General features: G+C 66.7%; 25 protein-coding genes and 1 pseudogene. 8 read left to right on the top strand and 18 right to left on the bottom strand.

Features of this window, described 5'->3' with window-relative positions; all coding sequences use genetic code 11:
• The 4 genes and pseudogenes from esxG to A5707_RS06850 form a co-directional block, all read right to left on the bottom strand.
• Positions 1 to 76 (bottom strand): annotated as a pseudogene (gene esxG / locus A5707_RS06865) (type VII secretion system protein EsxG); the annotation flags it as partial.
• A gap of 3 nt (positions 77 to 79) precedes the next feature.
• Positions 80 to 1,546: a PPE family protein gene (locus A5707_RS06860; RefSeq protein WP_065013765.1), complete on the bottom strand. Its 1,467-nt coding sequence runs from the start codon at positions 1,544 to 1,546 to the stop codon at positions 80 to 82.
• Between the two features lie 2 nt (positions 1,547 to 1,548).
• Positions 1,549 to 1,857 (bottom strand): PE family protein, encoded by a 309-nt coding sequence (locus A5707_RS06855; RefSeq protein ID WP_065013764.1) that lies wholly within the window; start codon positions 1,855 to 1,857, stop codon positions 1,549 to 1,551.
• 160 nt (positions 1,858 to 2,017) lie between these two features.
• A complete protein-coding gene (locus A5707_RS06850) occupies positions 2,018 to 2,932 on the bottom strand; it encodes a heme o synthase (RefSeq protein ID WP_065013763.1) in 915 nt (304 codons plus the stop codon).
• A gap of 207 nt (positions 2,933 to 3,139) precedes the next feature.
• On the opposite strand from A5707_RS06850, the gene tkt reads away from it, so the two are divergent.
• The 6 genes from tkt to A5707_RS06820 all read left to right on the top strand — a co-directional run bounded on the left by tkt (position 3,140) and on the right by A5707_RS06820 (position 10,291).
• Positions 3,140 to 5,230 (top strand): transketolase, encoded by a 2,091-nt coding sequence (gene tkt, locus A5707_RS06845; protein WP_065013762.1) that lies wholly within the window; start codon positions 3,140 to 3,142, stop codon positions 5,228 to 5,230.
• Between the two features lie 16 nt (positions 5,231 to 5,246).
• Complete coding sequence (tal, locus tag A5707_RS06840) at positions 5,247 to 6,365, top strand: transaldolase (RefSeq protein WP_065013761.1); 1,119 nt, start codon at positions 5,247 to 5,249, stop codon at positions 6,363 to 6,365.
• Positions 6,362 to 7,915: a glucose-6-phosphate dehydrogenase gene (gene zwf, locus A5707_RS06835; RefSeq protein WP_065013760.1), complete on the top strand. Its 1,554-nt coding sequence runs from the start codon at positions 6,362 to 6,364 to the stop codon at positions 7,913 to 7,915. Before tal ends, zwf begins: the two co-directional genes overlap by 4 nt.
• Before the next feature lie 79 nt (positions 7,916 to 7,994).
• A complete protein-coding gene (gene opcA / locus A5707_RS06830) occupies positions 7,995 to 8,906 on the top strand; it encodes a glucose-6-phosphate dehydrogenase assembly protein OpcA (RefSeq protein ID WP_065013759.1) in 912 nt (303 codons plus the stop codon).
• Positions 8,903 to 9,655, top strand: coding sequence for a 6-phosphogluconolactonase (pgl, locus tag A5707_RS06825; protein ID WP_065013758.1), 753 nt, complete (start codon positions 8,903 to 8,905; stop codon positions 9,653 to 9,655). The genes opcA and pgl overlap by 4 nt, the downstream gene beginning before the upstream one ends.
• A gap of 249 nt (positions 9,656 to 9,904) precedes the next feature.
• Positions 9,905 to 10,291, top strand: a complete 387-nt coding sequence (locus A5707_RS06820) for an ATPase (RefSeq protein ID WP_065013757.1) — start codon at positions 9,905 to 9,907, stop codon at positions 10,289 to 10,291.
• Positions 10,292 to 10,297: 6 nt separating this feature from the next.
• Here the strand turns inward: A5707_RS06820 and A5707_RS06815 are convergent, their stop codons facing one another.
• The 13 genes from A5707_RS06815 to A5707_RS06755 form a co-directional block, all read right to left on the bottom strand.
• Positions 10,298 to 11,407, bottom strand: a complete 1,110-nt coding sequence (locus tag A5707_RS06815) for an acetylserotonin O-methyltransferase (RefSeq protein ID WP_232000649.1) — start codon at positions 11,405 to 11,407, stop codon at positions 10,298 to 10,300.
• Positions 11,408 to 11,463: 56 nt separating this feature from the next.
• Positions 11,464 to 11,697: a preprotein translocase subunit SecG gene (gene secG / locus A5707_RS06810; protein ID WP_065013756.1), complete on the bottom strand. Its 234-nt coding sequence runs from the start codon at positions 11,695 to 11,697 to the stop codon at positions 11,464 to 11,466.
• A 45-nt stretch (positions 11,698 to 11,742) separates the two neighbouring features.
• The gene (tpiA, locus tag A5707_RS06805) at positions 11,743 to 12,528 is read right to left on the bottom strand and encodes a triose-phosphate isomerase (protein ID WP_065013755.1); all 786 of its coding nucleotides are present in this window, start codon (positions 12,526 to 12,528) and stop codon (positions 11,743 to 11,745) included.
• A 13-nt stretch (positions 12,529 to 12,541) separates the two neighbouring features.
• The gene (locus A5707_RS06800) at positions 12,542 to 13,756 is read right to left on the bottom strand and encodes a phosphoglycerate kinase (protein ID WP_065013754.1); all 1,215 of its coding nucleotides are present in this window, start codon (positions 13,754 to 13,756) and stop codon (positions 12,542 to 12,544) included.
• Between the two features lie 2 nt (positions 13,757 to 13,758).
• On the bottom strand, positions 13,759 to 14,781 hold the full coding sequence (gene gap, locus A5707_RS06795) for a type I glyceraldehyde-3-phosphate dehydrogenase (RefSeq protein WP_065013753.1): 1,023 nt from the start codon (positions 14,779 to 14,781) through the stop codon (positions 13,759 to 13,761).
• Between the two features lie 298 nt (positions 14,782 to 15,079).
• Positions 15,080 to 16,057 carry a DNA-binding protein WhiA gene (gene whiA, locus A5707_RS06790; protein ID WP_082969301.1) on the bottom strand — a complete coding sequence of 326 codons (978 nt, stop codon included), beginning with the start codon at positions 16,055 to 16,057 and terminating at the stop codon, positions 15,080 to 15,082.
• Positions 16,054 to 17,109, bottom strand: a complete 1,056-nt coding sequence (gene yvcK / locus A5707_RS06785; RefSeq protein WP_065013751.1) for a uridine diphosphate-N-acetylglucosamine-binding protein YvcK — start codon at positions 17,107 to 17,109, stop codon at positions 16,054 to 16,056. Before yvcK ends, whiA begins: the two co-directional genes overlap by 4 nt.
• A complete protein-coding gene (gene rapZ, locus A5707_RS06780; protein ID WP_156657637.1) occupies positions 17,106 to 18,014 on the bottom strand; it encodes an RNase adapter RapZ in 909 nt (302 codons plus the stop codon). The genes yvcK and rapZ overlap by 4 nt, the downstream gene beginning before the upstream one ends.
• An 11-nt stretch (positions 18,015 to 18,025) precedes the next feature.
• Entirely contained in the window at positions 18,026 to 19,969 is a 1,944-nt protein-coding gene (gene uvrC, locus A5707_RS06775) for an excinuclease ABC subunit UvrC (protein ID WP_065013749.1), read from the bottom strand.
• Positions 19,970 to 20,046: 77 nt separating this feature from the next.
• Positions 20,047 to 20,511 (bottom strand): PH domain-containing protein, encoded by a 465-nt coding sequence (locus tag A5707_RS06770; protein ID WP_065013748.1) that lies wholly within the window; start codon positions 20,509 to 20,511, stop codon positions 20,047 to 20,049.
• Positions 20,508 to 20,990, bottom strand: coding sequence for a 6,7-dimethyl-8-ribityllumazine synthase (ribH, locus tag A5707_RS06765; RefSeq protein WP_065013747.1), 483 nt, complete (start codon positions 20,988 to 20,990; stop codon positions 20,508 to 20,510). Before ribH ends, A5707_RS06770 begins: the two co-directional genes overlap by 4 nt.
• Positions 20,991 to 21,062: 72 nt before the next feature.
• Positions 21,063 to 22,340, bottom strand: a complete 1,278-nt coding sequence (locus tag A5707_RS06760; RefSeq protein WP_065013746.1) for a bifunctional 3,4-dihydroxy-2-butanone-4-phosphate synthase/GTP cyclohydrolase II — start codon at positions 22,338 to 22,340, stop codon at positions 21,063 to 21,065.
• 92 nt (positions 22,341 to 22,432) lie between these two features.
• The gene (locus tag A5707_RS06755) at positions 22,433 to 23,032 is read right to left on the bottom strand and encodes a riboflavin synthase (protein ID WP_065013745.1); all 600 of its coding nucleotides are present in this window, start codon (positions 23,030 to 23,032) and stop codon (positions 22,433 to 22,435) included.
• Between the two features lie 92 nt (positions 23,033 to 23,124).
• Here A5707_RS06755 and A5707_RS06750 point away from each other — a divergent pair, with 92 nt between their 5' ends.
• Together A5707_RS06750 and A5707_RS06745 are read left to right on the top strand one after the other, a co-directional pair.
• Positions 23,125 to 23,826 (top strand): LppX_LprAFG lipoprotein, encoded by a 702-nt coding sequence (locus A5707_RS06750; RefSeq protein WP_065013744.1) that lies wholly within the window; start codon positions 23,125 to 23,127, stop codon positions 23,824 to 23,826.
• Between the two features lie 4 nt (positions 23,827 to 23,830).
• Positions 23,831 to 25,369 (top strand): MFS transporter, encoded by a 1,539-nt coding sequence (locus A5707_RS06745; RefSeq protein ID WP_065013743.1) that lies wholly within the window; start codon positions 23,831 to 23,833, stop codon positions 25,367 to 25,369.
• Here the strand turns inward: A5707_RS06745 and ribD are convergent.
• The coding region (gene ribD, locus A5707_RS06740) for a bifunctional diaminohydroxyphosphoribosylaminopyrimidine deaminase/5-amino-6-(5-phosphoribosylamino)uracil reductase RibD (protein ID WP_065013742.1) at positions 25,366 to 26,077 on the bottom strand (712 nt) is incomplete at its 5' end. The genes A5707_RS06745 and ribD overlap by 4 nt on opposite strands.

Genomic DNA, 26,077 nt, shown 5'->3' with positions numbered 1-26,077 from the left:
GCATCAACCCCGCCTTCGCCGCAAACGCCGACTGCGACGCCACCAACTGCGGAATATGGGCATCCAACAAACTCATCACTTACTCCCTTTCGTCACCGATTCCGTTGCCCTGCACGTCGTCTCGTTCCCAACTGCCCGGCACCATCGGCATCGCCGGGCCGCCGCCGAACTCATCACCGGCCAACGTGGTCAACCCGGCTGCCGCGGCGACTGTGCGTTTGCCCGCTGTCCCGGCAAAACCCAACTGCCCCGCACCGTTCGCCGAGGCGACCCGCTCGTCGTCCGCCGTCGGAGTCACTGGGCCCGAGCCCATGTCCATGCCGATGACCTCGTCGCGGTAGCCGCGATCGTTTTCCGTGGCTCGCTTGCGGCGACGGGCCCGTGCTTGTTCTCGGCTCGACGCCCGCGCCGCAGCCGACGGGGCTGCAGCGGTCTCAGAGGCTGACTCCGACGCGCTACTGCGAGAGCGCATCGTCGGGCCGAATCGCGTCCCGGGGCCGGCGCCGCCGCCCGCTAGGTAGGCGAAGCTTTCCATCCCGGCGGGCGCCGGCGCGGGCGAGGCAAGCGCCGCGCTGGCGGCCGTGGCGGGCGCAGTCGCGGACGCCGTGGCAGCCGGGGCAGCAGCGGGAGCGGCGGTCGGCGCGATTCCCGCGACCGGCCACACGTTGATGGCGCCGGCTGGAACCGGGATCGGCTCCTCGACCGGAGCAACCGGGGTGGCCGCCCGGGCGATGGCGGCAACCAATCCCATAATCGCCGCCGCGAAACCGACGGCGGCGGCCGCTAGCAGCGGCGACAGGAGCGGCAGGTATGTCACAAGCAACTGGGTGGCGTGAAAAGCCAAGTCGGCCAAAATGAATGGCAGTGCCGCAAGAAACGCCGCCGGATCGGTAAACAGCAGCTGAAGGTTCCTGAGCTGTTCGCCGATCACATCTATCCACCAGCGCGGGTCGAGCGGGCTCAAGTGCCTTGCCGGGTCGTCATCGTCGTGGCCGTGGTCGTGATCATGGTTGAGGATCGGCGGCGCGGCGCTGGTTTGCGGCGTCGATGCCACCGCCGTGCCGGCCACCGTTTGATAGGTCGCCATCGTGGTAGCGGCCTGGGTCCACATCCGCACGTAGTCGGCCTCGTTGAGCGCGATCGGAATCGTGTTGATGCCAAAGAAATTGGTTCCCACCAACACCGCATGCGTCGCGTGGTTGGCGGCCAGCTCGGGCAGCGTCGGCATTACCGCGAGCGCGCTGATATAGGCGCCCGCGATGGTCTCATGCTGAGCAGCCGCCGCGGCGCTGTCGCTGCTGGCCTGGGTCAGCCAGGCCAGGTACGGCAGGTGCGCGGCTACGTACTGCGCAGCACTCGGCCCCTCCCACGCCCCGGCTTGCACGCCCGTCAGCAGCGCGCTGAGTTCGTCTGCGACCGAAGCGTATTCAGCGCTGAGCGACGACCACGTGGCCGCTGCCGCCAGCAGTGGTCCGGGTCCCGGGCCACTGCTCAACAACGCCGAATGCACTTCCGGTGGTGAAGCCATCCATACCGGCGCGGCCATGATCAGCCGCGCGCAATCAGATACGTCGACGCTGCGGCCGCATCACCGGCGGCATAACTGGCGCCCGAGGTGCCGACCCCGACCCCGGCGCGGCCCAACTCCTGCACACCGTCAGCCACCGCCGCGGCATGCTCACCGCCTCGAACACTGAGTCCCAACGCGCTCTCCAGCGACACCGGGTCCGCCGCGGGCGGCACCACCGCCGAGATCAGCGGCGTCGCGCCGGCCTGTGCGGTTGCCAGACGCGCGGTCAGCGCTTCGACAGCAGCACTGGTGGCTGCCAAGCCTTCGGGAACGACGCGCAACGTCATGCCAGCGACTCCTCCATTACCCGCAGCGTACTGAACATGATTTTCATTATCGAGTATTCAATACGATGCCGTCCGGTATTTCAAGGGCATGAACTGTCGCGAGCGTGCGTGGACCCGGCGACACGCTCGGCGTGTCGCCCGGGGACGCGCACGCTCGCGGTTAAAGGAGAGTCGGTAACGCGATGGCCGAGTCGAGCGCGAGCGCGCAGAACACGACGGCCAGGTAATTGTTCGACTGCAAAAACAGCCGCAGCGGCTTGACCGGCTCGCCGCGGCACACGCCGGCATACAGCTGGTGGGCCATTGCCAGGAACCACACTCCCGCCAGCACGGCCACCGCGGTGTACAGCCATCCGGCGGCCAACGCCAGCACCAGCGTCGCGATCACCGTCAGCCACGTGTAGACCAGGATTTGGCGGGTGACCTGCCGCTCGGTCGCCACCGCGGGCAGCATCGGCACACCGGCCGCTTGGTAGTCCTCCTTGTAGCGCATCGCCAGCGCCCAGGTGTGTGGCGGTGTCCAGAAGAAGATGATCGCGAACATCACCAGCGCCGGCCAACCGATGGTGCCGGTCACCGCTGACCAACCGATCATCACCGGCATGCAGCCGGCCGCCCCGCCCCACACCACGTTCTGCGAGGTGCGCCGCTTGAGCAGCAACGTGTAGACGAACACGTAGAACGCGATCGTGGCCACAGCCAGCAGCCCCGACAGCAGATTGGTCGTCCACCACAGCCAGAAGAACGAACCAACGCTGAGCGCCAGCCCGAACACCAGGGCGTGGCGGGTCGGCACGGTGGCCCGCGCCAACGGGCGGCGCGCGGTGCGCTTCATGACCTTGTCGATGTCGGCGTCGGCCACACAGTTGAGCGTGTTGGCGCCCGCAGCGGCCAGCATCCCGCCGATCAACGTGTCGAGGATCAGCAGTGGGTGCACAGCGCCGCGGTCGGCGAGCAGCATTGCCGGTATCGCGGTGACCAGCAGCAGCTCAATGACCCGCGGCTTGGTCAGCGCTAAATATGCGAGCGCCGTGCTGCGTACTCTGCTTGGCGCGACGCGCCCGCGAATACTCACGCAATAACTCCTCGGCTCGCAGCAGCGCGCAGCATCTACTACAGACGATGGTAGACCGCCCGCCTGATCCGCTTGCACCGCAGGGTCGGTAGCCGGTGTTCGTTTACCACACGGCTCGACGTGGTATGTCGCAATCTCCACCTGCAACGCGCGGGCACGGCGCATTAGGGTGGGAGTGAATCCGCTTGTCGACGCGAGGACTGAGTCGTGACCACATTGGAAGACATCTCTGCGCTCACCCGTCCGTACCATCCCGATGACTGGACGGACATCGACTCGGCTGCGGTCGACACCATTCGGGTATTGGCCGCCGACGCAGTGCAAAAGTGCGGCAGCGGCCACCCGGGCACGGCGATGAGCCTGGCTCCGCTGGCCTACACCCTGTTTCAGCGGACGATGCGCCACGACCCCAGCGACACCACCTGGTTGGGCCGCGACCGGTTCATCCTGTCCTGCGGACACAGCAGCCTGACGTTGTACATCCAGCTCTATCTCGGCGGCTTCGGTTTGGAGTTGTCCGATCTCGAGTCGCTGCGCACCTGGGGATCCAAGACTCCTGGCCACCCGGAGTTCCGGCACACCCGAGGGGTAGAGATCACCACCGGCCCGCTGGGCCAGGGTTTGGCGTCGGCGGTCGGAATGGCGATGGCGTCGCGCTACGAGCGTGGCCTGTTCGATCCGGATGCCGCGCCGGGGACCAGCCCGTTTGACCACCACATCTACGTGATCGCCTCCGACGGCGACATCGAAGAGGGCGTGACCTCGGAGGCGTCGTCGTTGGCCGCGGTCCAGCAGTTGGGCAACCTCATCGTGTTCTACGACCACAACAAGATCTCGATCGAAGACGACACCAACATCGCGCTGTGCGAGGACACCGCGGCCCGCTACGAGGCCTACGGCTGGCATGTCCAGCGCGTCGAGGGTGGCGAGAACGTGGTCGCCATCGAGGAGGCCATCGCTAATGCGCAGGCCGTCACCGACCGGCCGTCGTTCATCGAGTTGCGCACGATCATCGGCTATCCGGCGCCGAACAAGATGAACACCGGGAAGGCGCACGGATCGGCCCTCGGCGACGACGAGGTGGCGGCAACCAAGAAAATCCTCGGATTCGATCCCGACAAAAATTTCGAGGTCAGCGACGAGGTTCTGGCTCACACCCGCAAACTGGTGGACCGCGGCAAGGAGGCGCACCAGAAGTGGCAACCGGAATTCGACGCGTGGGCCGAGCGGGAACCCGAACGTAAGGCGCTGCTGGACCGGTTGACCGCCGAAGAACTGCCCGACGGGTGGGACGCCGACGTACCGTCTTGGGAGCCCGGGTCCGAGGAAGTGGCCACCCGTAAAGCCTCCGGCGCGGTGCTGTCTGCGGTGGGACCCAAACTGCCCGAATTGTGGGGCGGTTCGGCTGACCTGGCCGGCAGCAATGACACCACCATGGACGGCGTCGACTCCTTTGGGCCGCCGTCGATTTCGACCAAAGACTTCACCGCGCATTGGTACGGCCGCACACTGCACTTCGGCGTCCGCGAACACGCGATGGGCGCCATCCTGTCAGGCATCGTGCTGCACGGCCCGACCCGCGCCTACGGCGGCACCTTCCTGCAGTTCTCCGACTACATGCGTCCGGCGGTGCGGCTGGCCTCACTGATGGACATCGACACCATCTATGTGTGGACGCACGACTCGATCGGTCTGGGCGAGGACGGGCCCACCCACCAGCCGATCGAGCACTTGGCGGCGTTGCGCGCCATTCCGAATCTGTCGGTGGTGCGGCCCGCCGACGCCAATGAGACCGCCTACGCCTGGCGCACGATCCTGGCCCGCGGCAACGGCAGCGGTCCGGTCGGGCTGTGCCTGACCCGCCAGGGGGTACCAGTGCTGGAAGGCACCAGCTTCGAGGGCGTCGGCCGCGGCGGTTACGTGCTCGGCGATGCAGGCGGCGACGAGCCCGACGTCGTGCTGATCGCCACCGGCTCGGAAGTCCAGATTGCTGTGGCGGCGCAGAAGGTGCTGGCCGACAAAGGTATTGCGACGCGCGTGGTGTCGATGCCTTGCGTCGAGTGGTTCGAATCCCAGCCCTACGACTACCGCGACAGTGTGCTGCCGCCGTCGGTGTCCGCCCGGGTGGCGGTCGAGGCCGGCATTGCGCAGAGCTGGCACAAACTGGTCGGTGACACCGGCGAGGTCGTTTCGATCGAGCATTACGGCGAATCGGCGGATTACAAGACCTTGTTCCGTGAGTTCGGCTTCACCCACGAAGCTGTGGTGGACGCCGCCGAACGAGCGCTGGACAACTGACAAGGAGGCTATTGCGATGACACAGAATCCCAACCTCGCCGCCCTGAGCGCTGCTGGCGTGTCGGTATGGCTGGACGACTTGTCCCGGGAGCGGCTGGAGTCCGGCAACCTGCAGGAACTGATCGATACCAAAAGCGTTGTCGGCGTCACCAGCAACCCGACGATCTTCCAGAAGGCGCTGGCGGACAGCGACACCTACAACGACCAGATCACCGAGCTGGCCGAACGCGGCGCCGACGTGGACGCCACCGTGCGTACCGTCACCACCGACGACGTGCGTATGGCGTGCGACGTGTTCAGGCCGCAATGGGAAGCCTCCGACGGGGTCGACGGCCGGGTGTCGATCGAGGTCGACCCGAGGGTTGCCCACGACGCCGACAAGACGATCCAGCAGGCCATCGATCTGTGGAAAACCGTCGACCGGCCCAACCTGTTCATCAAGATCCCGGCTACCGAAGAAGGGATACCGGCCATCACCGCGACCCTTGCTGAAGGGATTTCGGTCAACGTCACGCTGATCTTCTCGGTGGAGCGGCACCGCGCGGTGATGGACGCCTACCTGAAGGGCCTGGAGAAAGCGAAACAGGCCGGCCACGATCTCTCCAAGATCCACTCGGTGGCATCGTTTTTCGTTTCCCGGGTGGACACCGAGGTCGACAAGCGACTGGAAAAGATCGGCACCGACGAAGCGCTGGCACTACGCGGACAGGCCGGGGTGGCCAACGCCCGGCTGGCCTACGCGGCCTATCAGGAAGTCTTCGTCGGCGGCGACAGCTACGAGCAACTCAAGGCCGACGGTGCCCGGGTGCAGCGGCCGCTGTGGGCGTCAACCGGTGTCAAAAACCCCGACTACGCCGACACTCTCTACGTCACCGAACTCGTCGCGCCACACACCGTGAACACCATGCCCGAGAAGACGATTGACGCCGTCGCCGATCATGGCGTGGTCACCGGCGACACCGTCACCGGCACCGCCTCGGCGGCCCAGGAAGTGTTCGACAAGCTCGAGGCGGTCGGAGTGGACTTGACCGACGTATTCCTCGTGCTGGAGAACGAGGGCGTGGAGAAGTTCGAGAAGTCCTGGACCGAGCTGTTGGAGGAGACGCAAGCTCAGCTGCAGTCCGCGACCAAATGAGCCCGGCCGGCGTCCGGGGCAACGCCGGGCAGTGGCAAAACCCGTTGCGGGACAAGCGCGATAAGCGGCTGCCCCGCATCGCCCCATCGTGCGGATTGGTGATCTTCGGTGTCACCGGCGATTTGGCCCGCAAGAAGGTGGTGCCCGCGGTCTATGACTTGGCCAACCGCGGGCTGCTGCCGCCCACCTTCGCGCTGGTCGGCTTCGCCCGCCGGGATTGGGCAGACCAGGACTTCAGCCAAGTCGTCTACGAGGCGGTAAAAGAACACGCCCGCACACCGTTCCGCGATTCGATTTGGGAGCGGCTGTCCGAGGGAATCCGGTTCGTACAAGGCACCTTTGACGATGCCGACGCTTTCACCCGACTCGCCGAATGCCTGGACAAGCTCGACGCCGAACGGGGCACCGGCGGCAACCACGCCTTCTACCTGGCCATCCCGCCGAAGGCTTTCCCGACGGTGTGCGAGCAGCTCGACAGGGCGGGGCTGGCCCGACCGCAGCACGACAGCTGGAGCCGGGTGGTCATCGAGAAACCGTTCGGTCACGACCTGGCCAGTGCGTGTGACCTCAACAAAGTCGTCAACAGTGTCTTCCCGGAAGAGTCGGTGTTTCGCATCGACCACTATCTGGGCAAAGAGACAGTGCAAAACATTTTGGCCCTGCGATTCGCCAATCAGCTGTTCGATCCGATCTGGAACGCGCACTACGTCGACCACGTGCAGATCACCATGGCCGAGGACATCGGTCTGGGCGGACGCGCCGGCTACTACGACGGGATCGGCGCGGCCCGCGACGTGATCCAGAACCACCTGATGCAACTGCTGGCCCTGACCGCCATGGAAGAGCCGGTCAGTTTTCAGCCGTCGGAGTTGCAGGCCGAAAAAATCAAGGTGCTCTCGGCAACCCAACTCGCACAACCGCTGGACGAGACCACCAGCCGCGGCCAATACACCGCCGGGTGGCAGGGCGGACAGAAGGTGGTCGGACTGCTCGACGAGGAGGGATTCGCGAAGGACTCCGTCACCGAGACATTCGCGGCCATCACGCTGGAGGTCGACACCCGCCGCTGGGCGGGGGTGCCGTTCTACCTGCGCAGCGGAAAACGGTTGGGCCGCAGGGTGACCGAAATCGCGCTGGTCTTCAAACGAGCACCACATCTGCCGTTCGACGCGACCATGACCGATGAATTGGGAGCCAATGCCCTGGTGATCCGGGTGCAGCCGGACGAAGGCGTCACGCTGCGGTTCGGCTCGAAGGTGCCGGGCACCGCGATGGAGGTCCGCGACGTCAACATGGATTTCTCCTACGGCTCAGCGTTCGCCGAGGACTCCCCCGAGGCCTACGAGCGGCTGATCCTCGATGTGCTGCTCGGTGAACCGTCGCTGTTCCCCGTCAACGAGGAAGTCGAAATGGCCTGGGAAATACTGGACCCGGTACTCGCGAACTGGGCCAGCCACGGCAAGCCCGACCCGTACGAGGCGGGCACTTGGGGACCGGCATCGGCGTTCGACATGCTGCGCCGCACGGGCCGGGAATGGCGGCGGCCGTGATCCGCGCCGGCGGTGCAGCGGGGGCACCCCCAGCCGCGCAGCGGCGAGGGGGACGAAGCGATGAGGAGGAGCGGCGCCATTGATCCTCGATCTGCCTGACACCAGCACCACCGCGATCAACAAGAAGCTCGACGAGTTGCGGGAGAAGGTCGGCGCCGTAACGCTCGGCCGAGTACTGACGTTGGTGATCGCACCGGACAGCGAGGCAGTACTCGAGGAATCCATCGACGCCGCCAACGCCGCCAGCCACGAGCACCCCAGCCGGGTGATCGTGGTGATGACCCGGGACGCGGATGCCGCCGAGGCGCGACTCGATGCCCAATTGCGGGTCGGCGGTGACAGCGGCGCCGGCGAGGTGGTGGTGCTGTGGTTGTCGGGTCCGCTGTCGGGGCACTCTGCCAGTGTGGTGGTGCCGTTCCTGCTGCCGGATATCCCGGTCGTGGCGTGGTGGCCCGATGTCGCGCCTGCGGTGCCCGCCCAAGATCCGTTGGGCAAGTTGGCGATTCGGCGCATCACCGACGCGACTTACGGGGTCGACCCCCTGTCGGCGATCAAGAGCCGACTGCCCGGCTATACCCCCGGCGACACGGATCTGGCGTGGAGCCGCATCACCTATTGGCGTGCGCTGCTCACCTCGGCTGTCGACCAGCCCCCGCACGAGCCGATCACGTCGGCGCTGGTGTCCGGTCTGAAGACCGAACCCGCGCTGGACGTGTTGGCAGGCTGGCTGGCCAGCCGTATCGACGGGCCGGTGCGGCGCGCGGTGGGCGAACTCAAAGTGGAGCTGGTGCGCAATACCGAAACGGTGACGCTGAGCCGGCCGCAGGAGGGAGCAACGGCGACACTGAGCCGCACCGCCCGACCGGACGCGTTGGTTCCGTTGCCGCGCAGGGAAACCCGTGAATGCCTGGCGGAGGATCTGCGACGGCTGGACCCCGACGCGATCTACTGTTCCGCGCTGGAAGGTATCGACCGAGTGGAGTATCTGTGAGTAGCACTGTTGAAACTTTCCCTGACAGCGACGCGCTCGTCACGGCGGCGGGTGAGCGTCTGATCGACGTCATCGACGCGGCGGTGTCGGCCCGGGGCCAGGCGTTGATCGTGTTGACCGGCGGCGGCAACGGCAACCGGTTGCTGCGTTACCTCAACACCCAGCAGCAGCGGGTCGACTGGGCCAAGGTGCACCTGTTCTGGGGCGACGAGCGCTACGTGACCCACGACGACGACGAGCGCAACGAGAAGCAAGCCCGGTCCGCGTTGCTCGATCACATCGACATCCCGGCGCGCAACGTGCACGCGATGCCGGCCAGCGACGGCGAATACGGCAACGATCTGGCAGCGGCGGCGCTGGCCTACGAGCAAGTCCTGGCCGCCAACGCCGAACCCGGCAGCGCCGCACCCGTTTTCGACGTCCACTTTCTCGGCGTGGGGCCCGAGGGCCACATCAATTCGCTGTTTCCCGACACCGCCGCTGTGCGCGAAACCACCAGGCTGGTGGTCGGAGTCGAGGATTCCCCCAAACCTCCGCCGGAACGGATCACCTTGACACTGCCCGCTGTCCAGCAGTCGCGCGAGGTCTGGACGATGGTTTCCGGCGCGGAGAAAGCCGATGCGGTAGCCGCCGCTGTGGCCGGCGCCGACCCGGTGTCGGTGCCGGCCGCCGGCGCCGTCGGGCAAGAGCACACCGTCTGGTTTCTCGACAGCGAAGCAGCTGCCAAGCTTTCGCCAGCCTCCGGGTAAAGAAGCCTGAGTCGCGACTTGGGGGCATCACGACCCAGGCTCCTGCTCGGATGCCGCGCTAACTCCGCTGCTCGGCTTGGCGTGCGGCATACCCGGCCGCGTACGCCTCGAGCCGGCGATTGATATCACCTCGCGCGCCGCGCATGTCCACGAGATGGCGCCGCCCGTCAAGGTCACAGTGTTTTTGCCGCATGCCTGATCCGACGCGGCGCGGGCTGCCGCGGTTCCGGCTCACGTCATAATGACGTCATGGCAGACAAAACCGAGCGTCCCCCCCGTGAACGAATCAAAACCCTCGCGCAGGCAGCGTTGAACGCCGACGTCACCGTGGGGCAACTCGAAGACGTTCTGTCCGGTCTGGGCCACACCATGAATGAACTGAACAGTTCGCTGGCGAACTTGAATGCCACGGTGGAACGCTTGGGAAGCGGCTTGGACCACCTCGAGGACACGATGTCGGGGCTTGACGACCTGGCGCAGCGGCTGGTCACCCTCATCGAGCCGGTCGAGGCCATCGTGGAGCGCATCGACTACATCGTGAGCGTGGGCGAAACGGTGATGTCGCCGTTGTCGCTGACCGAGCACGCGGTACGGGGCGTGTTCAATAGTTTGCGCAACCGCACCGCCCGCCAGTAGCAGGCGCTAGACGGGCCGGGCCTCGACCACGCTGACGGGGCTGGCGGTCTGCACCACGCGGGTCAGCCGGAACCCGGCCCGGCCGAGCAGCTCACCGAATTCCGCCTCGGTGCGTTCGCGACCGCCCACACACAGCAGCATCTCCAAATCGGCCCACTTGCCCAGAGATTCCCGCTGGTGAGTTGGTATCACGAATTCGACGAGAAGCACTCTCGCCGACCTCTCGGTGGCCGCGCGGACGTTACGCAGAATCCGCACCGCGTCGTCGTCGCACCAATCGTGGATGATGTGCTTGAGCACATACGCGTCGCCGCCGGTCGGAACACGATCGAAGAACGAGCCCGCCACCACGTCGACGCGGTCGGCGACGTTTCGTTCCCCCAGCAGGGTCGGCGCATTGGCCACCACCTCGGGCATGTCGAACAGCACGCCGCGCGCGGTGGGTGTGGCGGCCAGGACGGCGGCCAGCAGCCTGCCGTGTCCGCCGCCCACGTCGACGATCGTGGAGTACGGGCTGAAGTCGTAGGCGGCAACCACCGGCGCCAGCGCCAACTCCGAGCTGCTGGTCATCGCCTGGTTGAACTTTTCGCCGTATTCGGGGTTGGCAGCGGCGTACTCAAAAAAGTCCATGCCGCGCAATGCCGGCACGGCGGCTTTGCCGGTCCGCACCGAATCGGCCAGCGCGCTCCAATGCTCGTGGTGCTGAGGGGATCCGTAGAAGCGCGCGGCTCCTGCCATCGACACGGGTGCATCCGACCGCAATGTCTCGCCCAGCGGGCTCAAGGCGTAACGGCCGTCGCGACGCTGACGGAAAACGCCGCGACTGACCAGGGCCCGCAACAATCGGTGAAGCGCGTCCTGGTCGGCGCCGACGCGGCGAGCCAACTCGTCGAGCGGCAGCGGTCCATCGCTGAGCGCATCGGCCACGCCGAGGTCGGCAGCCACCGTGATGGCCTGCGCTGTCCAACCGGCGAGGATCATCTCGCTCATAGCTGCCGGCGCCGGAACGGTTTTCTGGTGCAGCCGGTACAGATAGTGACGCGCGGTTTCGACGAGGCGCGCGAGCTTGGCCGGCGGCACCTTGGTATCGCTGGGAATCGATCTCTCCTGACTCAAGTCGCACTCGAGGCGACGGCTAGCGGGCTACCGCCCGGGTGAGGGTGAACAGCCGCTCAGCGGTACTTGATCATCAGGGCCATTCCGATGATGGACACCAGCCAGATTCCGGTGACGAACAGCGTCAACCGGTCGAGGTTCTTCTCCACCACCGTCGACCCCGACAGGCTGGACTGCACGCCGCCGCCGAACAGGGTCGAGAGACCGCCACCCTTGGCGCGGTGCAGCAGCACCAGGAGCACCACCAGCACGCTGGTGATCACCAGGATGATCTGCAGGGTCAATTCCATGGCCGCTACCCTACCGGGTTCGGTTCGGCCGGCCGCAGAGGCCGGCTACGGAATCGGTCCGCCCGCGGCGATGGCGCACATGATCGCGAACTGCTCCCCGTCCAGCGACGCCCCGCCGACCAGAGCGCCGTCCACGTCGTCGCAGGCGATGAGGTCGCCGATGTTCTTGGCATTCGCCGATCCGCCGTAGAGCACCCGCACCGATTCGGCGACCTGCGGCGAGGCCAGTTCGCCGAGTTCTTCGCGGATCGCGGCGCACACTTCCTGGGCGTCGGCGGCGCTGGCCACCCGGCCGGTGCCGATGGCCCACACCGGCTCGTAGGCGATGACGACCTTGCCGATCTGCTCGGCGGACAGCCCGGCCAGCGAGCCGCGCAGCTGCACGACGTTGTGGCTGACGTGCTCACCGGCTTCCCGGATCTCCAGGTGCTCGCCGATACACACGATCGGGGTCAGTTCATGCTTGAGCGCGGCGGCGGTCTTCGCGGCCACCAGTGCGTCGTCTTCGCTGTGATAGGTGCGCCGTTCGGAGTGCCCGACGACGACGTAGCTGCAGCCGAGTTTGGCCAGAAAGACGCCGCTGATTTCGCCGGTGTACGCGCCTGAGTCGTGCTGTGAGAGGTCCTGGGCCCCATAGGTCAGCCGCAGCTTGTCGCCGTCGACCAGGGTTTGCACGCTGCGCAGGTCGGTGAACGGCGGGATGACGGTCACGTCGACCTTGTCGTAGTACTTGTCCGGCAGCGAGAAGGCGATCTTTTGCACCAGCGCGATCGCTTCGAAGTGGTTGAGGTTCATCTTCCAGTTGCCGGCGATCAGCGGCGTTCGGCTCATCGGGGTCCTTACCTCAGCTGCTCAATACTTCTAGGCCGGGCAATGTCTTGCCCTCAAGGTATTCCAGCGACGCGCCGCCGCCGGTGGAAATGTGCGAGAAGCCGTCTTCGGGCAGCTCCAGCGCCCGCACCGCGGCCGCGGAGTCACCGCCACCGACCACGCTGAATGCGCCCTTGCCGGTTGCGGCGGCGATCGCTTCGGCGACGCCCTTGGTGCCGGCGGCAAACGCCGGAAACTCGAACACGCCCATGGGTCCGTTCCAGAAGATGGTCTCGGCGTTGGACAACAGCGTGGTGAAGCGCTGCACCGATCCCGGCCCGATGTCCAGCCCCATCTTGCCGTCCGGGATTCGGTAGGCAGCGACACTTTCTGACGGCGAATCAGCGGCGAACTTTTCGGCAACCATGATGTCGATCGGTAGCCGGATCACGTCGGCGTAGGTGTCGAGCAACCTGCGGCAGGTGTCGACCATCTCCGTCTGCAGCAGCGAGTTCCCGACCGAAAGACCATGTGCGGCAAGGAAAGTGAAGCACATCCCACCGCCGATGACGATGCTGTCGGCTTTGGTGGCCAGCTGTTCGATCACGCCGAGCTTGTCCGATACCTTCGAGCCGCCGAGCACCACCGCGTAGGGCCGTCGAGTGGAGCTGGTCAGCTGTTCGAGCACATCGACCTCCGCGGCCACCAGTTTGCCGGCGTAGGCCGGCAGCAACGTGGCGACGTCGTAGACCGAGGCCTGTTTGCGGTGCACCACCCCGAACCCGTCGGACACGAAAGCGCCGTCGTCGCCGACCAATTCGGCCAGTTGCTTGGCCAGCGCGAGCCGCTCGGCGTCGTCCTTGCTGGTTTCACGCGCATCGAAGCGGACGTTTTCCAGCAGCAGCACATCCCCGTCGGTCAGCCCCTCGGCGCGGGCCAGCGCATCGGTGCCGACGACGTCGCCGGCCAACTGCACATGCTGCCCCAGTTGCTCACCGAGCGCCGAAGCGACCGGCGCCAGTGATAATTTCGGGTCGGGACCGTCTTTGGGCCGGCCCAAATGTGCGGTCACCACCACCTTGGCGCCCGCGTCGGCCAGCGCTTTCAATGTCGGCACCGACGCAGTGATGCGGCCGGGATCGGTGATCGCTCCCGTGTCATCGAGCGGGACATTCAAGTCGGAGCGCACCAACACGCCGCGACCCGAAACTCCTTCGGCGAGAAGGTCGTCGAGTGTCTTGATGGTCACGGTTAAAGCGACTTGCCAACCAGCGCGACGAGGTCGACGAGGCGGTTGGAGTAACCCCATTCGTTGTCGTACCAGGACACCACCTTGGCCTGGCTCTCGATCACCTTGGTCAGCCCGGCATCGAAGATCGAGCTGTGCGGGTCGGTGACGATGTCGCTGGAGACGATCGGCGCGTCGTAGTACTTGAGGATGCCCTTGAGCTTGCCTTCCGCGGCGGCTTTGAACGCGGCGTTGATGTCCTCGGCGCTGGCCGATTTCGACAGGTCAGCGGTCAGGTCGGTCACCGAACCGGTGGGGATCGGGACCCGCAACGCGTAGCCGTCGAGCTTGCCCTTGAGCTCGGGCATCACCAGCCCGATGGCCTTGGCGGCACCAGTCGAGGTGGGCACGATGTTCAGTCCGGCAGCACGGGCGCGGCGCAGGTCTTTGTGCGGGCCGTCCTGCAGGTTTTGGTCGGCGGTGTAGGCGTGGATGGTGGTCATCAGGCCTTTGACGATGCCGAACTCGTCGTTGAGCACCTTGGCCAGCGGCGCAAGGCAGTTCGTGGTGCACGACGCGTTGGAGATGATGTTCTGGCTGCCGTCGTACTTGTCGTCGTTGACGCCCAGGACGATGGTGATGTCGGGGTCGGTGGCCGGTGCGGAGATGACGACCTTCTTGGCGCCGGCCTCCAGGTGGCCCGTGGCCTTGGCCGCGTTGGTGAAGATGCCGGTGGATTCGACGACGACGTCGGCGCCGAGGTCGCCCCACGGCAGGGCCGCCGGCCCTTCTTTGACCTCCAGCGCCTTGATCTTGTGGTTGCCGATGACGATGGTGTCGTCACCTTCGAGGCTGACGTCGTAGGGCAGCCGGCCCAGAATCGAGTCGAACTTCAGCAGATGCGCCAGCGTCGCGTTGTCGGTGAGATCGTTGACGGCCACCACCTCGATGTCGGTGCTGGTCCCCTGAGCCTGTTGGCCCAGGAGGGCCCGGTAGAAGTTGCGCCCGATTCGCCCGAAGCCGTTGATGCCTACCCGGACCGTCACGTCTATCTCTCCTTGATTGCTGATGTGTTCACGCGCCAGCCTAGTAGGACGCTGCCGCTCTCGTGCGGGCGGTGACCGACCACCACTCCCCGGCGATCCCCGGCGCGCAACTCGCCGAAATTGGCCCTCCCGTCAAATTTGGGGGCTAACTTCAGGCGTGGAGTCAACAGTTGGACAGCCAAGCCAGCGATTCACGCTTTGTGGCCGTGCTCCCGCACATCTCGGCGCCGATCACTCGTCAAATACGCCACCGACTTACGATTGCGGACTGCTCAGTGTCTGACCCGAGCAGTTCGGGTTAGGCGTCTTCCAGCAGGTCGGCAGTCACCGCCGACTCGGTGTCCGGGATGCCGTCCTGTTTGGCTTTGCGATCAGCCATGGACAGCAGCCGCCGAATACGCCCTGCCACAGCATCTTTCGTCATTACCGGATCGGCCAGCCGGCCCAGCTCCTCGAGTGAGGCCTGCCGGTGTTCGACGCGCAGCTTGCCGGCCGCGGCCAGATGGTCGGGCACGCTGTCACCGAGAATCTCCAGCGCCCGCTCCACCCGGGCCGCGGCAGCCACCGCCGCACGTGCCGAGCGTCGCAGGTTGGCGTCGTCGAAGTTGGCCAGCCGGTTGGCCGTCGCCCGCACCTCCCGACGCATCCGGCGTTCCTCCCACACCAGCCGGGTGTCCTGCGCGCCCATCCGGGTCAGCAGGGCGCCGATCGCCTCGCCGTCGCGGACCACGACCCGATCAGCGCCCCGCACCTCGCGGGCCTTGGCGCTGACACCGAGTCGGCGCGCCGCGCCCACCAGCGCCAGCGCGGCCTCCGGGCCGGGACAGCTGACCTCCAGCGCCGACGAGCGCCCCGGCTCGGTCAGCGAGCCGTGCGCCAGGAAGGCTCCGCGCCAGGCGGCCTCCGCGTCGGCGACGCTGCCACCGACGACCTGCGCGGGCAGGCCGCGCACCGGGCGTCCCCGCAAATCCAGCAGCCCGGTTTGGCGGGCCAGCGCCTCTCCGTCGTTGGCGACCCGCAACACATATCGGGTTTGCTTGCGAATCCCGCTGGCGGACAACATGTGCACGATCGCGTTGTAGCCATACAGGTCGAAGATGTCCTTGCGCAGCCGCCGGGCAATGCTGCCCAGGTCAACTTCGGCTTCGACCACTACCCGGCCCGCCACGATGTGCAGTCCGCCGGCGAACCGCAGCAAGGAGGTGACCTCGGCCCGCCGCGCACTCACCGAGCTCACCACCAGCCGGCTCAACTCGTCTTTGACTTCGGCCGTCATTGCCACCCGTCGTCACCTCTCGGTCCGTCTGCCCCGGTCTTTCGACCTTCACCTTCAATCGACATGGGGGCCGTCACCGAGGGCGCTGCCGGGCTGGTGTCGCGCACCCCCACCCCTTCCAGCGCGGCGGCCAGCTTGCCGGGGTCATGTAAAGGTGTACCAGGCCGGGCCACATCGGCGAACTGAACCTGCGCAGCCAGCAGCGTCGCGGTGCGGCGCAGCTGGTCACGCTCCCGCTCACTGGGCACCCGCTCGGCGTCGATGATGATGTCGTGGACGGTGAAGTCCGGTGCGTGCTGAGCCAGGACATGCAGATGGCGCTCCACTGAGAAGCCCGCCGTTTCCCCTGGCTCGGCGACCAGGTTGAGGACCAGCGCCCGGCGCGCGGTGGTGGCCTGCAGCGCCGCGGCCAACCCCGGTACCAATACATGCGGGATCACACTGGTGAACCATGATCCCGGGCCCAACACCACCAGGTCGGCGCTCATGATCGCGTCGATGGCCTGCCGGGTGGCCGGCGGGTCGCCCGGCAGCAGGCGTACCCGCCGTACCTTGCCGGGAGTGGTCGCGATCGCCACCTGGCCGCGGATGAGCCGGAACATCCGCGGGTCGGCCTCTAAGCCGGAGACGTCGGCCTCGATCTGCAGCGCGATCGGGCACATCGGCAGCACCCGGCCCCGGACACCGAGGATGCGGCCCAGCTCGTCGAGCGCGGCGACCGGGTCGGCCAACACTTCGGACAGACCGGCCACCAGAAGGTTGCCGATCGGATGCCCGGCCAGCGCCCCGCTGCCGCCAAACCGGTGCTGCAGGATCGTCGCCCACAGCCGGCCGTGCGGGCTGTCGGATGCCAACGCCGCCAACGCCATTCGCAGATCACCGGGTGGCACCACGTCGAGTTCGCTACGCAACCGGCCCGAGGAGCCGCCGTCGTCGGCGACGGTGACCACCGCGGTGACGTGTGGCGTCAGCCGGCGGGCCGCCGACAGCGTCGCATACAGCCCGTGACCACCGCCGAGGGCGACAATGCTGGGGCTGGTCTCGGGACTCATTCGCGACCCAGATCCCGGTGCAGCACCCGCACCGACAGTCGAGTGTTGGGCTCGAGCAGCCCCGCCAACGCTTCGGCGATGGCCACACTGCGATGCTTGCCGCCGGTGCAGCCGATGGCGACGGTCATGTAGCGCTTCCCCTCCCTGCGGTACCCGTCGACAACCAGGGACAGCAACCGATGGTAGGTCTCCAGGAACTCCGCCGCGCCAGTCTGGCCGAGCACGTAGTCACGAACCGCCGGATGCTGGCCGGTATGCGGGCGTAATTCGTCGACCCAGTGCGGATTGGGCAGGAAACGCACGTCCATCACCATGTCGGCGTCCATCGGCAAGCCGTATTTGAAGCCGAAGGACTCGACGGTGACGCTGGTGTGGGCGACGGCTTCGGTGCCGAAGGCTCCTTCGATGCTTTCCCGCAGCGCCCGCACCGACAGCGTCGAGGTGTCGATGATCAGGTCGGCGCTCGCGCGCACCGGCGCCAGCATCTCGCGCTCGGCGGCGATTCCCTCGGCCAACGTCTGCTCGCCCTGCAGCGGGTGGCTGCGGCGGTTCTGCTCGTAGCGGCGTACCAGCATGTCGTCGGAGGCTTCCATGAACAGCACCCGCGGGGTGATGTTGCGGGTGGCCAGGTCGGTGCGCACCCAGTCCAGGTCCCCGGTGAACCCGCGGGACCGCACGTCCATCACCACCGCGAGCTGGGTGATGCGCGACCCGGCCGCCAGCCCGAAGTCCACCATCCGGGTGATCAGCTGCGGCGGCAGGTTGTCGGCGACATACCAGCCGAGGTCCTCGAGCACCTTGGCCGCGGTGCCGCGTCCCGCACCCGACAGCCCGGTCACCAGGACCACGTCGATTCCGGATTCGGTTGTGCCGCCGGCACTGTCGGACTTGCGAACCAACTCCATTCCGTCGCCGGTCATCCCGACGCCCGTTCAGCGATCTGGTCGCCGCCGCGCAGCGCCTCGAGTACCGCGGTCGCGGTCGCCACCCCGATGCCCGGGACCGCGGTGATCTCCTCGACGGTGGCCTCCTTGAGCCGGGCCACCGACCCGAAATGGGTGACCAGGGCCTTGCGGCGATGCTCGCCGAGTCCGGGCACCGCGTCCAGCGCCGATGCGGTCATCCGTTTGGACCGTTTGCTGCGGTGATAGGTGATTGCGAACCGATGCGCCTCGTCGCGGACGCGCTGCAGCAAATACAAACCCTCGCTGTTGCGGGGCATGATGATCGGGTCCGGCTCCGAGGGCACCCACACCTCTTCCAGCCGCTTGGCCAGCCCGATCACCGCGACGTCAGTGATGCCGAGGTCATCGAGCACGGCGCTGGCCGCGTTGACCTGCGGCGCGCCGCCGTCGACGACGTAGAGGTTGGGAGGGTAGGCAAATTTCCGCGACTTGCCTTCCGGGGCAAGCGTGTTCGCGTCTTGTAGGTGGTGCGCGAACCGGCGCCTGGTGACTTCCGCAATCGAGGCGACGTCGTCGGAGCGGCCGCGGCCGGCGGCTTCGCGGATGGCGAAGTGACGGTAATCCGCCTTGCGCGGCAGCCCGTCCTCGAAGACCACCAGTGAACCCACCACGTCGGTGCCCTGCACGTGGCTGATGTCGACACATTCGATCCGTAGCGGCGCGTCCGCCAAGCCGAGAGCTTCCTGAATATTCTGCAGCGCAGCGGATCTGGCGGTAAAGTCACCGGCCCGCTTCAGCTTGTGTTGCTGCAGCGCGTCTTTGGCGTTTCGCTGCACGGTTTCGGCCAACGCCCGCTTGTCTCCGCGGCGTGGCACCCGAAGTTTCACCCGCGAACCGCGCAGTTGCGAGAGCCAGCTGGCCAGCTCGTCGGCGTTGGGCGGCAGGCAGGGCACCAGCACTTCGCGGGGTACCGGGTTGGTCGATTCGTCGGCGGCGCCGTCGAGCTCGGCCTGGTCGGCGTAGAACTGGGTCAAGAATTGCTCGACCAGGCGTGCTTCCCCGGAATCTCCTGGGTCGCCGGGCTTTTCAACGATCCAGCCCCGCTGGCCGCGGACCCGTCCGCCGCGGACGTGAAATACCTGGACTGCGGCTTCCAGGTCGTCGTCGGCGAACGCCACCACGTCGGCGTCGGTACCGTCGCCGAGCACCACGGCCTGCTTTTCCAGCGCGCGTTTCAACGCGGAGAGGTCGTCGCGCAGACGCGCGGCCCGCTCGAAGTCGAGTTGCTCGGCGGCGGCGTTCATCTGCTGTTCCAGGGTGCGCGCGTAGCGGTCGGTCTTGCCGGACAGAAAGTCGCAGAAATCCAGCACGATCTGGCGATGCTGCTCGGCGCTGACCCGGCCGATACACGGCGCCGAACACTTGTCGATGTAGCCGAGCAGACATGGCCGGTCGATTTGCTTGTGCCGCTTGAATACTCCGGCCGAACAGGTGCGCGCGGGAAACACCCGGGTCAGCAGGTCCAGGGTTTCCCGGATGGCCCAGGCATGCGAGTACGGGCCGAAATAGCGCACACCCTTGCGCCGCGGTCCGCGGTAGACCATCAGCCGCGGGAATTCCTCGTTGAGAGTGACCGCCAGCACCGGGTAGGACTTGTCGTCGCGATAGCGGACGTTGAATCGCGGGTCGAACTCCTTGATCCAGTTGTATTCCAGCTGCAGCGCCTCGACCTCGGTGTTGACCACCGTCCACTCGACTTTGGCCGCGGTGGTCACCATCTGCCGGGTTCGCGGGTGCAGGCTTGCGACGTCGGCGAAGTACGAGGTCAGTCGGCTGCGCAGGCTCTTGGCTTTGCCGACGTAGATCACTCGGCCGTACTGGTCCCGGAATCGGTAGACGCCTGGCTCGACCGGGATGGACCCGGGCGCGGGGCGGTACGTCGCGGGATCTGGCACGTTTCTAGGCTAGTCGGCGCTCAGGGGTGTCGACCGTGAAGTTGGGTTCACGCTCGGCGTCGAACGTGAAACTAGCTTCACGCTCGCGGAGGTTGGTAGCGCTCGACCAGCTTGCGCACGGCGTCCATGGCCTCCACCGCGCGGTCTTTGTCGACGGCCTGGATTGCCATCAGTGGGATGTATTCGTCGTCGGGCAGGTCGACCCGCGCCCAGCGGGCGCCGGTGGGAAACGACACCCCGACCACGTCAGGCCAGGCAACCAGCCGGTCGCCCAACAGGTTGCGTACGGACAGGCCAGGTTTGCCCACCCGCAGCCGCGGGCGGGTGAACAGCAGCGCCGCGCCGGCGAGGATCACGCCCAGCACCACGAACGCCACCTGGTCGGCAGTCTGGAAGATCACTCCGCTGGACCTGATTTTCAGCAAAAAACCGACGGCGATGTGCGCGGCGAGGATCACAACCGCGGCGGCATAGGCGAAGTACGGTGCCAGGTGCGGGCGCACCACGACATCCCAATCCGAGCGACCGGGCTCCGCGCTCACGGCGTTGCGCGCAGGTCGCGCAGGGTCAATGCGGTACTGAGCGCGGCGGCCGTCGCCTGCGCCCCCTTGTCCTCGGCCGATGTCGGCAGCCCCGCCCGGTCCAGTGCCTGCTCTTCGGTGTTGGTGGTCAGCACGCCATTGGCGACCGGTGTGGAAGCGTCCAGCGAGACCCGGGTCAGCCCCTGCGTCACCGCGTCGCAGACGTAGTCGAAATGCGGTGTGGCACCGCGGATCACTACACCCAGCGCGACGACCGCGTCATGCTCGCGGGCCAGCGCCTGCGCCACCACCGGGATTTCGATTGCGCCCAGGACCCGGACGACCGTGGGGTCGCTGACACCCCAGTCACCGGCGACTTTGCAGGCACCGGCCAACAGCGCGTCACAGATCTTCGTATGCCACGTGCTGGCTACGATCGCCAACCGCACGCCGGACGCGTCGAGTGCCGGCATGTCCGGCACACCGGCGCCACCACTCATATTGCGCCGCTCTCCCCCGCAAGCGGGAGGTGCCCCCGCCTCATCGCTTCGCTCTGCATCGTCGCCGGTGCGTCATAGAGCTCCGCCGAATTCGCCTGGCAGATGGACGGATTCGTGGTAATCCTCCAGGCCGACCAGGTCGTGGCCCATCCGATCGCGTTTGGTCATCAGATACCGGATGTTTTCGGCGTTGGCCCGCACCGGCAGCGGCACCCGCTCGATGATGTGCAGCCCGTAGCCGTCGAGGCCGACCCGCTTGGCGGGGTTGTTGGTCAGCAACCGCATCGAACGGACGCCGAGATCGACCAGGATTTGCGCTCCGATGCCGTAATCGCGCGCGTCTGCCGGTAATCCGAGTTTGAGGTTGGCGTCGACGGTGTCGTCGCCGGCGTCTTGCAGCTGATACGCCTGCAGTTTGTGCATCAGGCCGATGCCGCGACCCTCATGGCCGCGCATGTAGAGCACCACCCCGCGGCCCTCCCGGGCGACCATCGCCATCGCGGCGTCCAGTTGCGGGCCGCAGTCGCAGCGGCGCGACCCGAACACGTCGCCGGTCAGGCACTCCGAGTGCACCCGCACCAGCACGTCGTGCCCGTCGTAGTTGGGGCCGGCGACCTCGCCGCGGACCAACGCGACGTGTTCGACGTCTTCGTAGATGCTGGTGTAGCCGACCGCCCGGAATTCGCCGTGCCGGGTGGGAATGCGGGCCTCGGCGACCCGTTCGATGTGCTTCTCGTGCTTGCGCCGGTATTCGATCAAGTCGGCGATGGCGATCAGCGCCAGACCGTGTTCGTCGGCGAAGACCCGCAGTTCATCGGTCTGCGCCATCGCGCCCTCGTCTTTTTGGCTGACGATCTCGCAGATCGCCCCGGCCGGCTGCAATCCCGCCAACCGCGCCAAGTCGACAGCGGCTTCGGTGTGGCCGGGACGGCGCAACACGCCACCGTCCTTGGCGCGCAACGGAACCACATGCCCAGGCCGGGTGAAATCCTCGGCGATACTTGCCGGCTGAGCCAGTAGCCGCATCGTGGTGGCCCGGTCAGAAGCCGAAATGCCGGTACCCACACCATTTTTCGCGTCGACGGTGACGGTGTAGGCGGTGCCGTGTTTGTCCTGGTTCACCGCGTACATCGGCAGCAGCCCCAGCCGGTCGCAGATCGCGCCGTCCAGCGGTACGCACAAATACCCGGACGTGTAGCGCACCATGAACGCCACGAGTTCCGGGGTGGCCTTCTCGGCGGCGAAGATCAGGTCGCCTTCGTTTTCTCGATCCTCGTCGTCGATGACGACAACGGCCTTGCCGGCCGCGATGTCGGCAACCGCCCGTTCGACGGAGTCCAACCTCGTCATCTGTGCCACCTAGTCCGTTCCCGTCGGGGGAACGCAGTCCGAATTGTTGTATTCAGTATGAACCACGAGGATTGCGCTGGTATTGCGGTGGCTTACTCAGCGGGATGGGTGAGCAGGCGTTCGACGTATTTGGCGATGACGTCGACCTCGAGATTGACCGACGTCTGCACCGCGGCACGGCCCAACGTGGTCAGCTCCAACGTGGTGGGGATGAGCGACACCTCAAACCAGTCCTCGCCAAGCCCGGAGACGGTCAGCGAGATGCCGTCGACGGTGATAGAGCCTTTTTCCACGACGTAGCGGGCCAGCGCCGCAGGCAACCCGATCCGCACGACTTCCCAGTGTTCGGCCGGGTTGCGCGCCAAGATCTGGCCGGTGCCGTCGACGTGGCCCTGCACGATGTGCCCGCCCAATCGGCTGGCCAGGGCCGCGGCGCGTTCCAGGTTGACCCGACTGCCGGCGGCAAGCGCACCCAGGCTGGAGCGGTTCAGCGTCTCACCGATGACGTCGGCGGTGAACCGGCCACCGGGCAGCACCTCGACCACCGTCAGGCACACCCCGTTGACGGCGATCGAGTCGCCGTGGCCGGCGTCGGCGGTGACCACTGGACCCTGAATGGTGAAGCGCGCCGAGTCACCCAGGTCGTCCTTGCCGACCACTTCGCCCAATTCCTCGACGATCCCGGTGAACACCGCCTCAGGGTAGTGAAGTGGACATCGTCGCGCGACGCCGCCGTCACCTGCGGGTCCCAGTGCCGACGCCGTCACCCTCTACGATGCAACCTATGCAGACGCGTCGTCGACTATTCGTTGTCCTTGCCGCCGTCAGCCTGGCCGCCGCTCTGGTCGCCGGCTGTTCGTCGTCCTCCAAAAAGAACACCTCTCCGCTACCGGATGCGGCGAACCTGGTCAAGCAGTCCAGCCAGACCACCAAAAAGGTCAAAAGCGTGCACCTGGTGCTGTCGACGACCGGGAAAATCAAAGGGCTGCCGATAAAGACGCTGAGCGGCGACCTCACCACTGACCCCACCGCCGCGAAGGGGAACACCAAGATCACGTTTTCGGGGTCTGACATCGACGCCGAATTCGTCGTCTACGACGGAACGCTGTACGCGGCACTGACACCCAATAAATGGAGCGACTTCGGTCCGGCTGCCGATATCTACGACGTTTCCACGATCTTGAATCCCGAGAACGGCCTGGCCAACGTGCTGGACAACTTCACCGACGCCAAAGCCGAAGACCGCGAGAACATCAACGGGCAGGACACGATCCGCATCACCGGCAAAGTCTCCGCCGACGCGCTGCATCGGCTTGTGCCGTCGGTGACTGCGGACCAACCACTGCCGGCCACGGTGTGGATCCAGGAGAACGGTGACCACCAGCTGGTGCAGGCCAAATTGGATCCGAGTGCGGGCAACTCGGTCCAGATGACCTTGTCCAACTGGGGCGCGCCCGTCCAGATCGACAAGCCACAGGTGAGCTGAGTCGATGCAGGCTGGACGCAGAGTCGCGATCAGCGCCGGCAGCCTCGCGGTGCTGCTGGGTGCCCTCGACACCTATGTCGTGGTCACCATCATGCGCGACATCATCATGACGATCGCCATCCCGGTTAACCAGCTTCAGCGGATCACCCCGATCATCACCTGCTACCTGCTGGGGTACATCGCGGCGATGCCGCTGCTGGGCCGGGCCTCCGACCGGTTCGGGCGCAAACTCATGCTGCAGGTCAGCTTGGGTGTGTTCGCCGTCGGCTCGGTGGTCACCGCGCTGTCGGGCGACCTGCACATGCTGGTGGTCGGTCGGATAATCCAGGGGTTGGCCGCCGGCGCGCTGCTGCCGGTGACGCTCGCCCTGGGCGCCGACTTGTGGTCGCAGCGCAACCGCGCCGGGGTGCTCGGCGGGATCGGCGCTGCGCAAGAACTCGGCAGCGTGCTGGGTCCGCTGTACGGGATCTTCATCGTCTGGCTGACCAGCCGCTGGCAGGACGTGTTCTGGATCAACGTGCCGCTGGCCGCGGTCGCGATGCTGATGATCCACTTCAGCTTGCCGTCCCGGGACCGGAGCAGCGAACCGGAAAAGATCGACCTGGTCGGTGGGGTGTTGCTGGCGATCGCGTTGGGGTTGGCGGTCGTGGGGCTCTACAACCCGAACCCCAACGGGCACGAGGTGCTGCCGAGCTACGGGCCGCCGCTGGTCATCGCCGCGATCGGCGTGGCCGTGGCGTTCGCTGTCTGGGAGCGCTTCTCCCGGACCAGATTGATCGACCCCGCGGGTGTGCGCTTCCGGCCTTTCCTGGCCGCGCTGGGCGCATCGGTGGCCGCCGGCGCGGCGTTGATGGTGACGCTGGTCGACGTGGAACTGTTCGCCCAGGGTGTGCTCGGCAAGGACCAGGACGAGGCGGCGCTGATGCTGCTGTGGTTCCTGGCCGCCCTGCCGGTCGGCGCGCTGGCGGGCGGGTGGATCGCCACCAGGATCGGCGACCGGCTGATGACGTTTATCGGGCTGCTCATCGCGGCCTGCGGCTACTGGCTGACGTCGAAGTGGACCATCGACCTGTTGTCGCAGCGTCACGACATCCTGGGCTTGTTCAGCCTGCCCGCGCTGGACACCGACCTGGTGATCGCCGGTTTGGGGCTGGGCCTGGTGATCGGGCCGCTGACCTCGGGCAGCTTGCGGGTGGTGCCGCCGGCGCAGCACGGCATCGCCTCGGCGCTGGTGGTGGTGGCGCGGATGACCGGCATGCTGATCGGCGTGGCGGCGCTGAGCGCCTGGGGTTTCTACCGGTTCAACCAGATCATCGCGGCCAAATCAGCGGCGGTTCCCCCCGACGCCAGCCTGGCGGTTCGGTTGGCTCTGCAGGGCCAGCTCTACCGGGAGTCGTTCGCAGAGATGTACGGCGGGATCTTCACCGTCACCGCTGTCGTCTGCGTGGTCGGCGCGCTGCTGGGTCTCCTGCTGTCCAGCCGCCGGGCGCACACCGAAGAGCCCGAGCAGCCCGAACGCGAAGTGGTCGCACCGAAGGTTTAACGCGGCACCAGGCTGAGCACCAGATCGGGCCCGACCCGCTCAGTGCCGTCGAAGCGCCAGCGCAGCGCCCGCGCGATGCTGGGTACTCCGACGTCGTCGACCGCGGTGATCGGCCCGCCCAGCAGGATCGGCGCCACGTAGGCCAGGATGCGGTCGATCGCCCCGGCCCGCAGAAAGGCGCCGGCCAGCGTCGGCCCACCCTCCAGCAGCACGTCGGTGCGATCCGACAGGGCCTTGAGCACCTCGGCCGGATCGTGGGTGCGGATCACCATGGTCCGCGAGTCGTCGTTGAGAACTTGTGCCTCGGAAGGGATTTCGCGCTTTCCCACCACGACGCGCAGCGGCTGGCGATCGGCCAGGCTGCCGTCGGCGAGCCGGGCGGTCAAGGCCGGGTCGTCGGCGAGCACCGTGCCGGTGCCTACCACGATCGCGTCGGCGGCTGCCCGGCGGCGATGCAGGTCACCCCGCGCGGCCTCGCTGGTGATCCACTGGCTGGAGCCGTCGGCGGCCGCGCTGCGCCCGTCGATGCTGGTGGCGTATTTCCATGTCACATGGGGCAGCCCGGTTCGTTGTTTGTGCAGCCACTCCCGCAAGGGACCGGCGATCACCAGATCGGCCTGCACATCGGTGACGACGTGCACGCCGGCCGCCGACAGCCGCGCCGCACCGCCGGCCGCGATCGGATTCGGGTCCGCGACCGCATACACC

The organism is Mycobacterium kyorinense (assembly GCF_001672775.1).
Classification (GTDB): domain Bacteria; phylum Actinomycetota; class Actinomycetes; order Mycobacteriales; family Mycobacteriaceae; genus Mycobacterium; species Mycobacterium kyorinense_A.
Note: the sequence above shows the minus strand (reverse complement) of the source record. Positions and strands in the feature narration are given on the sequence as shown.

Coding starts and splice junctions, on each gene's coding strand:
- A5707_RS06860 (WP_065013765.1), bottom strand. CDS start 1,546: ATGGCCGCGCCGGTATGGATGGCTTCACCACCGGAAGTGCATTCGGCG.
- A5707_RS06855 (WP_065013764.1), bottom strand. CDS start 1,857: ATGACGTTGCGCGTCGTTCCCGAAGGCTTGGCAGCCACCAGTGCTGCT.
- tal (WP_065013761.1), top strand. CDS start 5,247: ATGACACAGAATCCCAACCTCGCCGCCCTGAGCGCTGCTGGCGTGTCG.
- zwf (WP_065013760.1), top strand. CDS start 6,362: ATGAGCCCGGCCGGCGTCCGGGGCAACGCCGGGCAGTGGCAAAACCCG.
- A5707_RS06820 (WP_065013757.1), top strand. CDS start 9,905: ATGGCAGACAAAACCGAGCGTCCCCCCCGTGAACGAATCAAAACCCTC.
- secG (WP_065013756.1), bottom strand. CDS start 11,697: ATGGAATTGACCCTGCAGATCATCCTGGTGATCACCAGCGTGCTGGTG.
- tpiA (WP_065013755.1), bottom strand. CDS start 12,528: ATGAGCCGAACGCCGCTGATCGCCGGCAACTGGAAGATGAACCTCAAC.
- whiA (WP_082969301.1), bottom strand. CDS start 16,057: ATGACGGCCGAAGTCAAAGACGAGTTGAGCCGGCTGGTGGTGAGCTCG.
- yvcK (WP_065013751.1), bottom strand. CDS start 17,109: ATGAGTCCCGAGACCAGCCCCAGCATTGTCGCCCTCGGCGGTGGTCAC.
- rapZ (WP_156657637.1), bottom strand. CDS start 18,014: ATGGAGTTGGTTCGCAAGTCCGACAGTGCCGGCGGCACAACCGAATCC.
- ribH (WP_065013747.1), bottom strand. CDS start 20,990: ATGAGTGGTGGCGCCGGTGTGCCGGACATGCCGGCACTCGACGCGTCC.
- A5707_RS06760 (WP_065013746.1), bottom strand. CDS start 22,340: ATGACGAGGTTGGACTCCGTCGAACGGGCGGTTGCCGACATCGCGGCC.
- A5707_RS06750 (WP_065013744.1), top strand. CDS start 23,125: ATGCAGACGCGTCGTCGACTATTCGTTGTCCTTGCCGCCGTCAGCCTG.
- A5707_RS06745 (WP_065013743.1), top strand. CDS start 23,831: ATGCAGGCTGGACGCAGAGTCGCGATCAGCGCCGGCAGCCTCGCGGTG.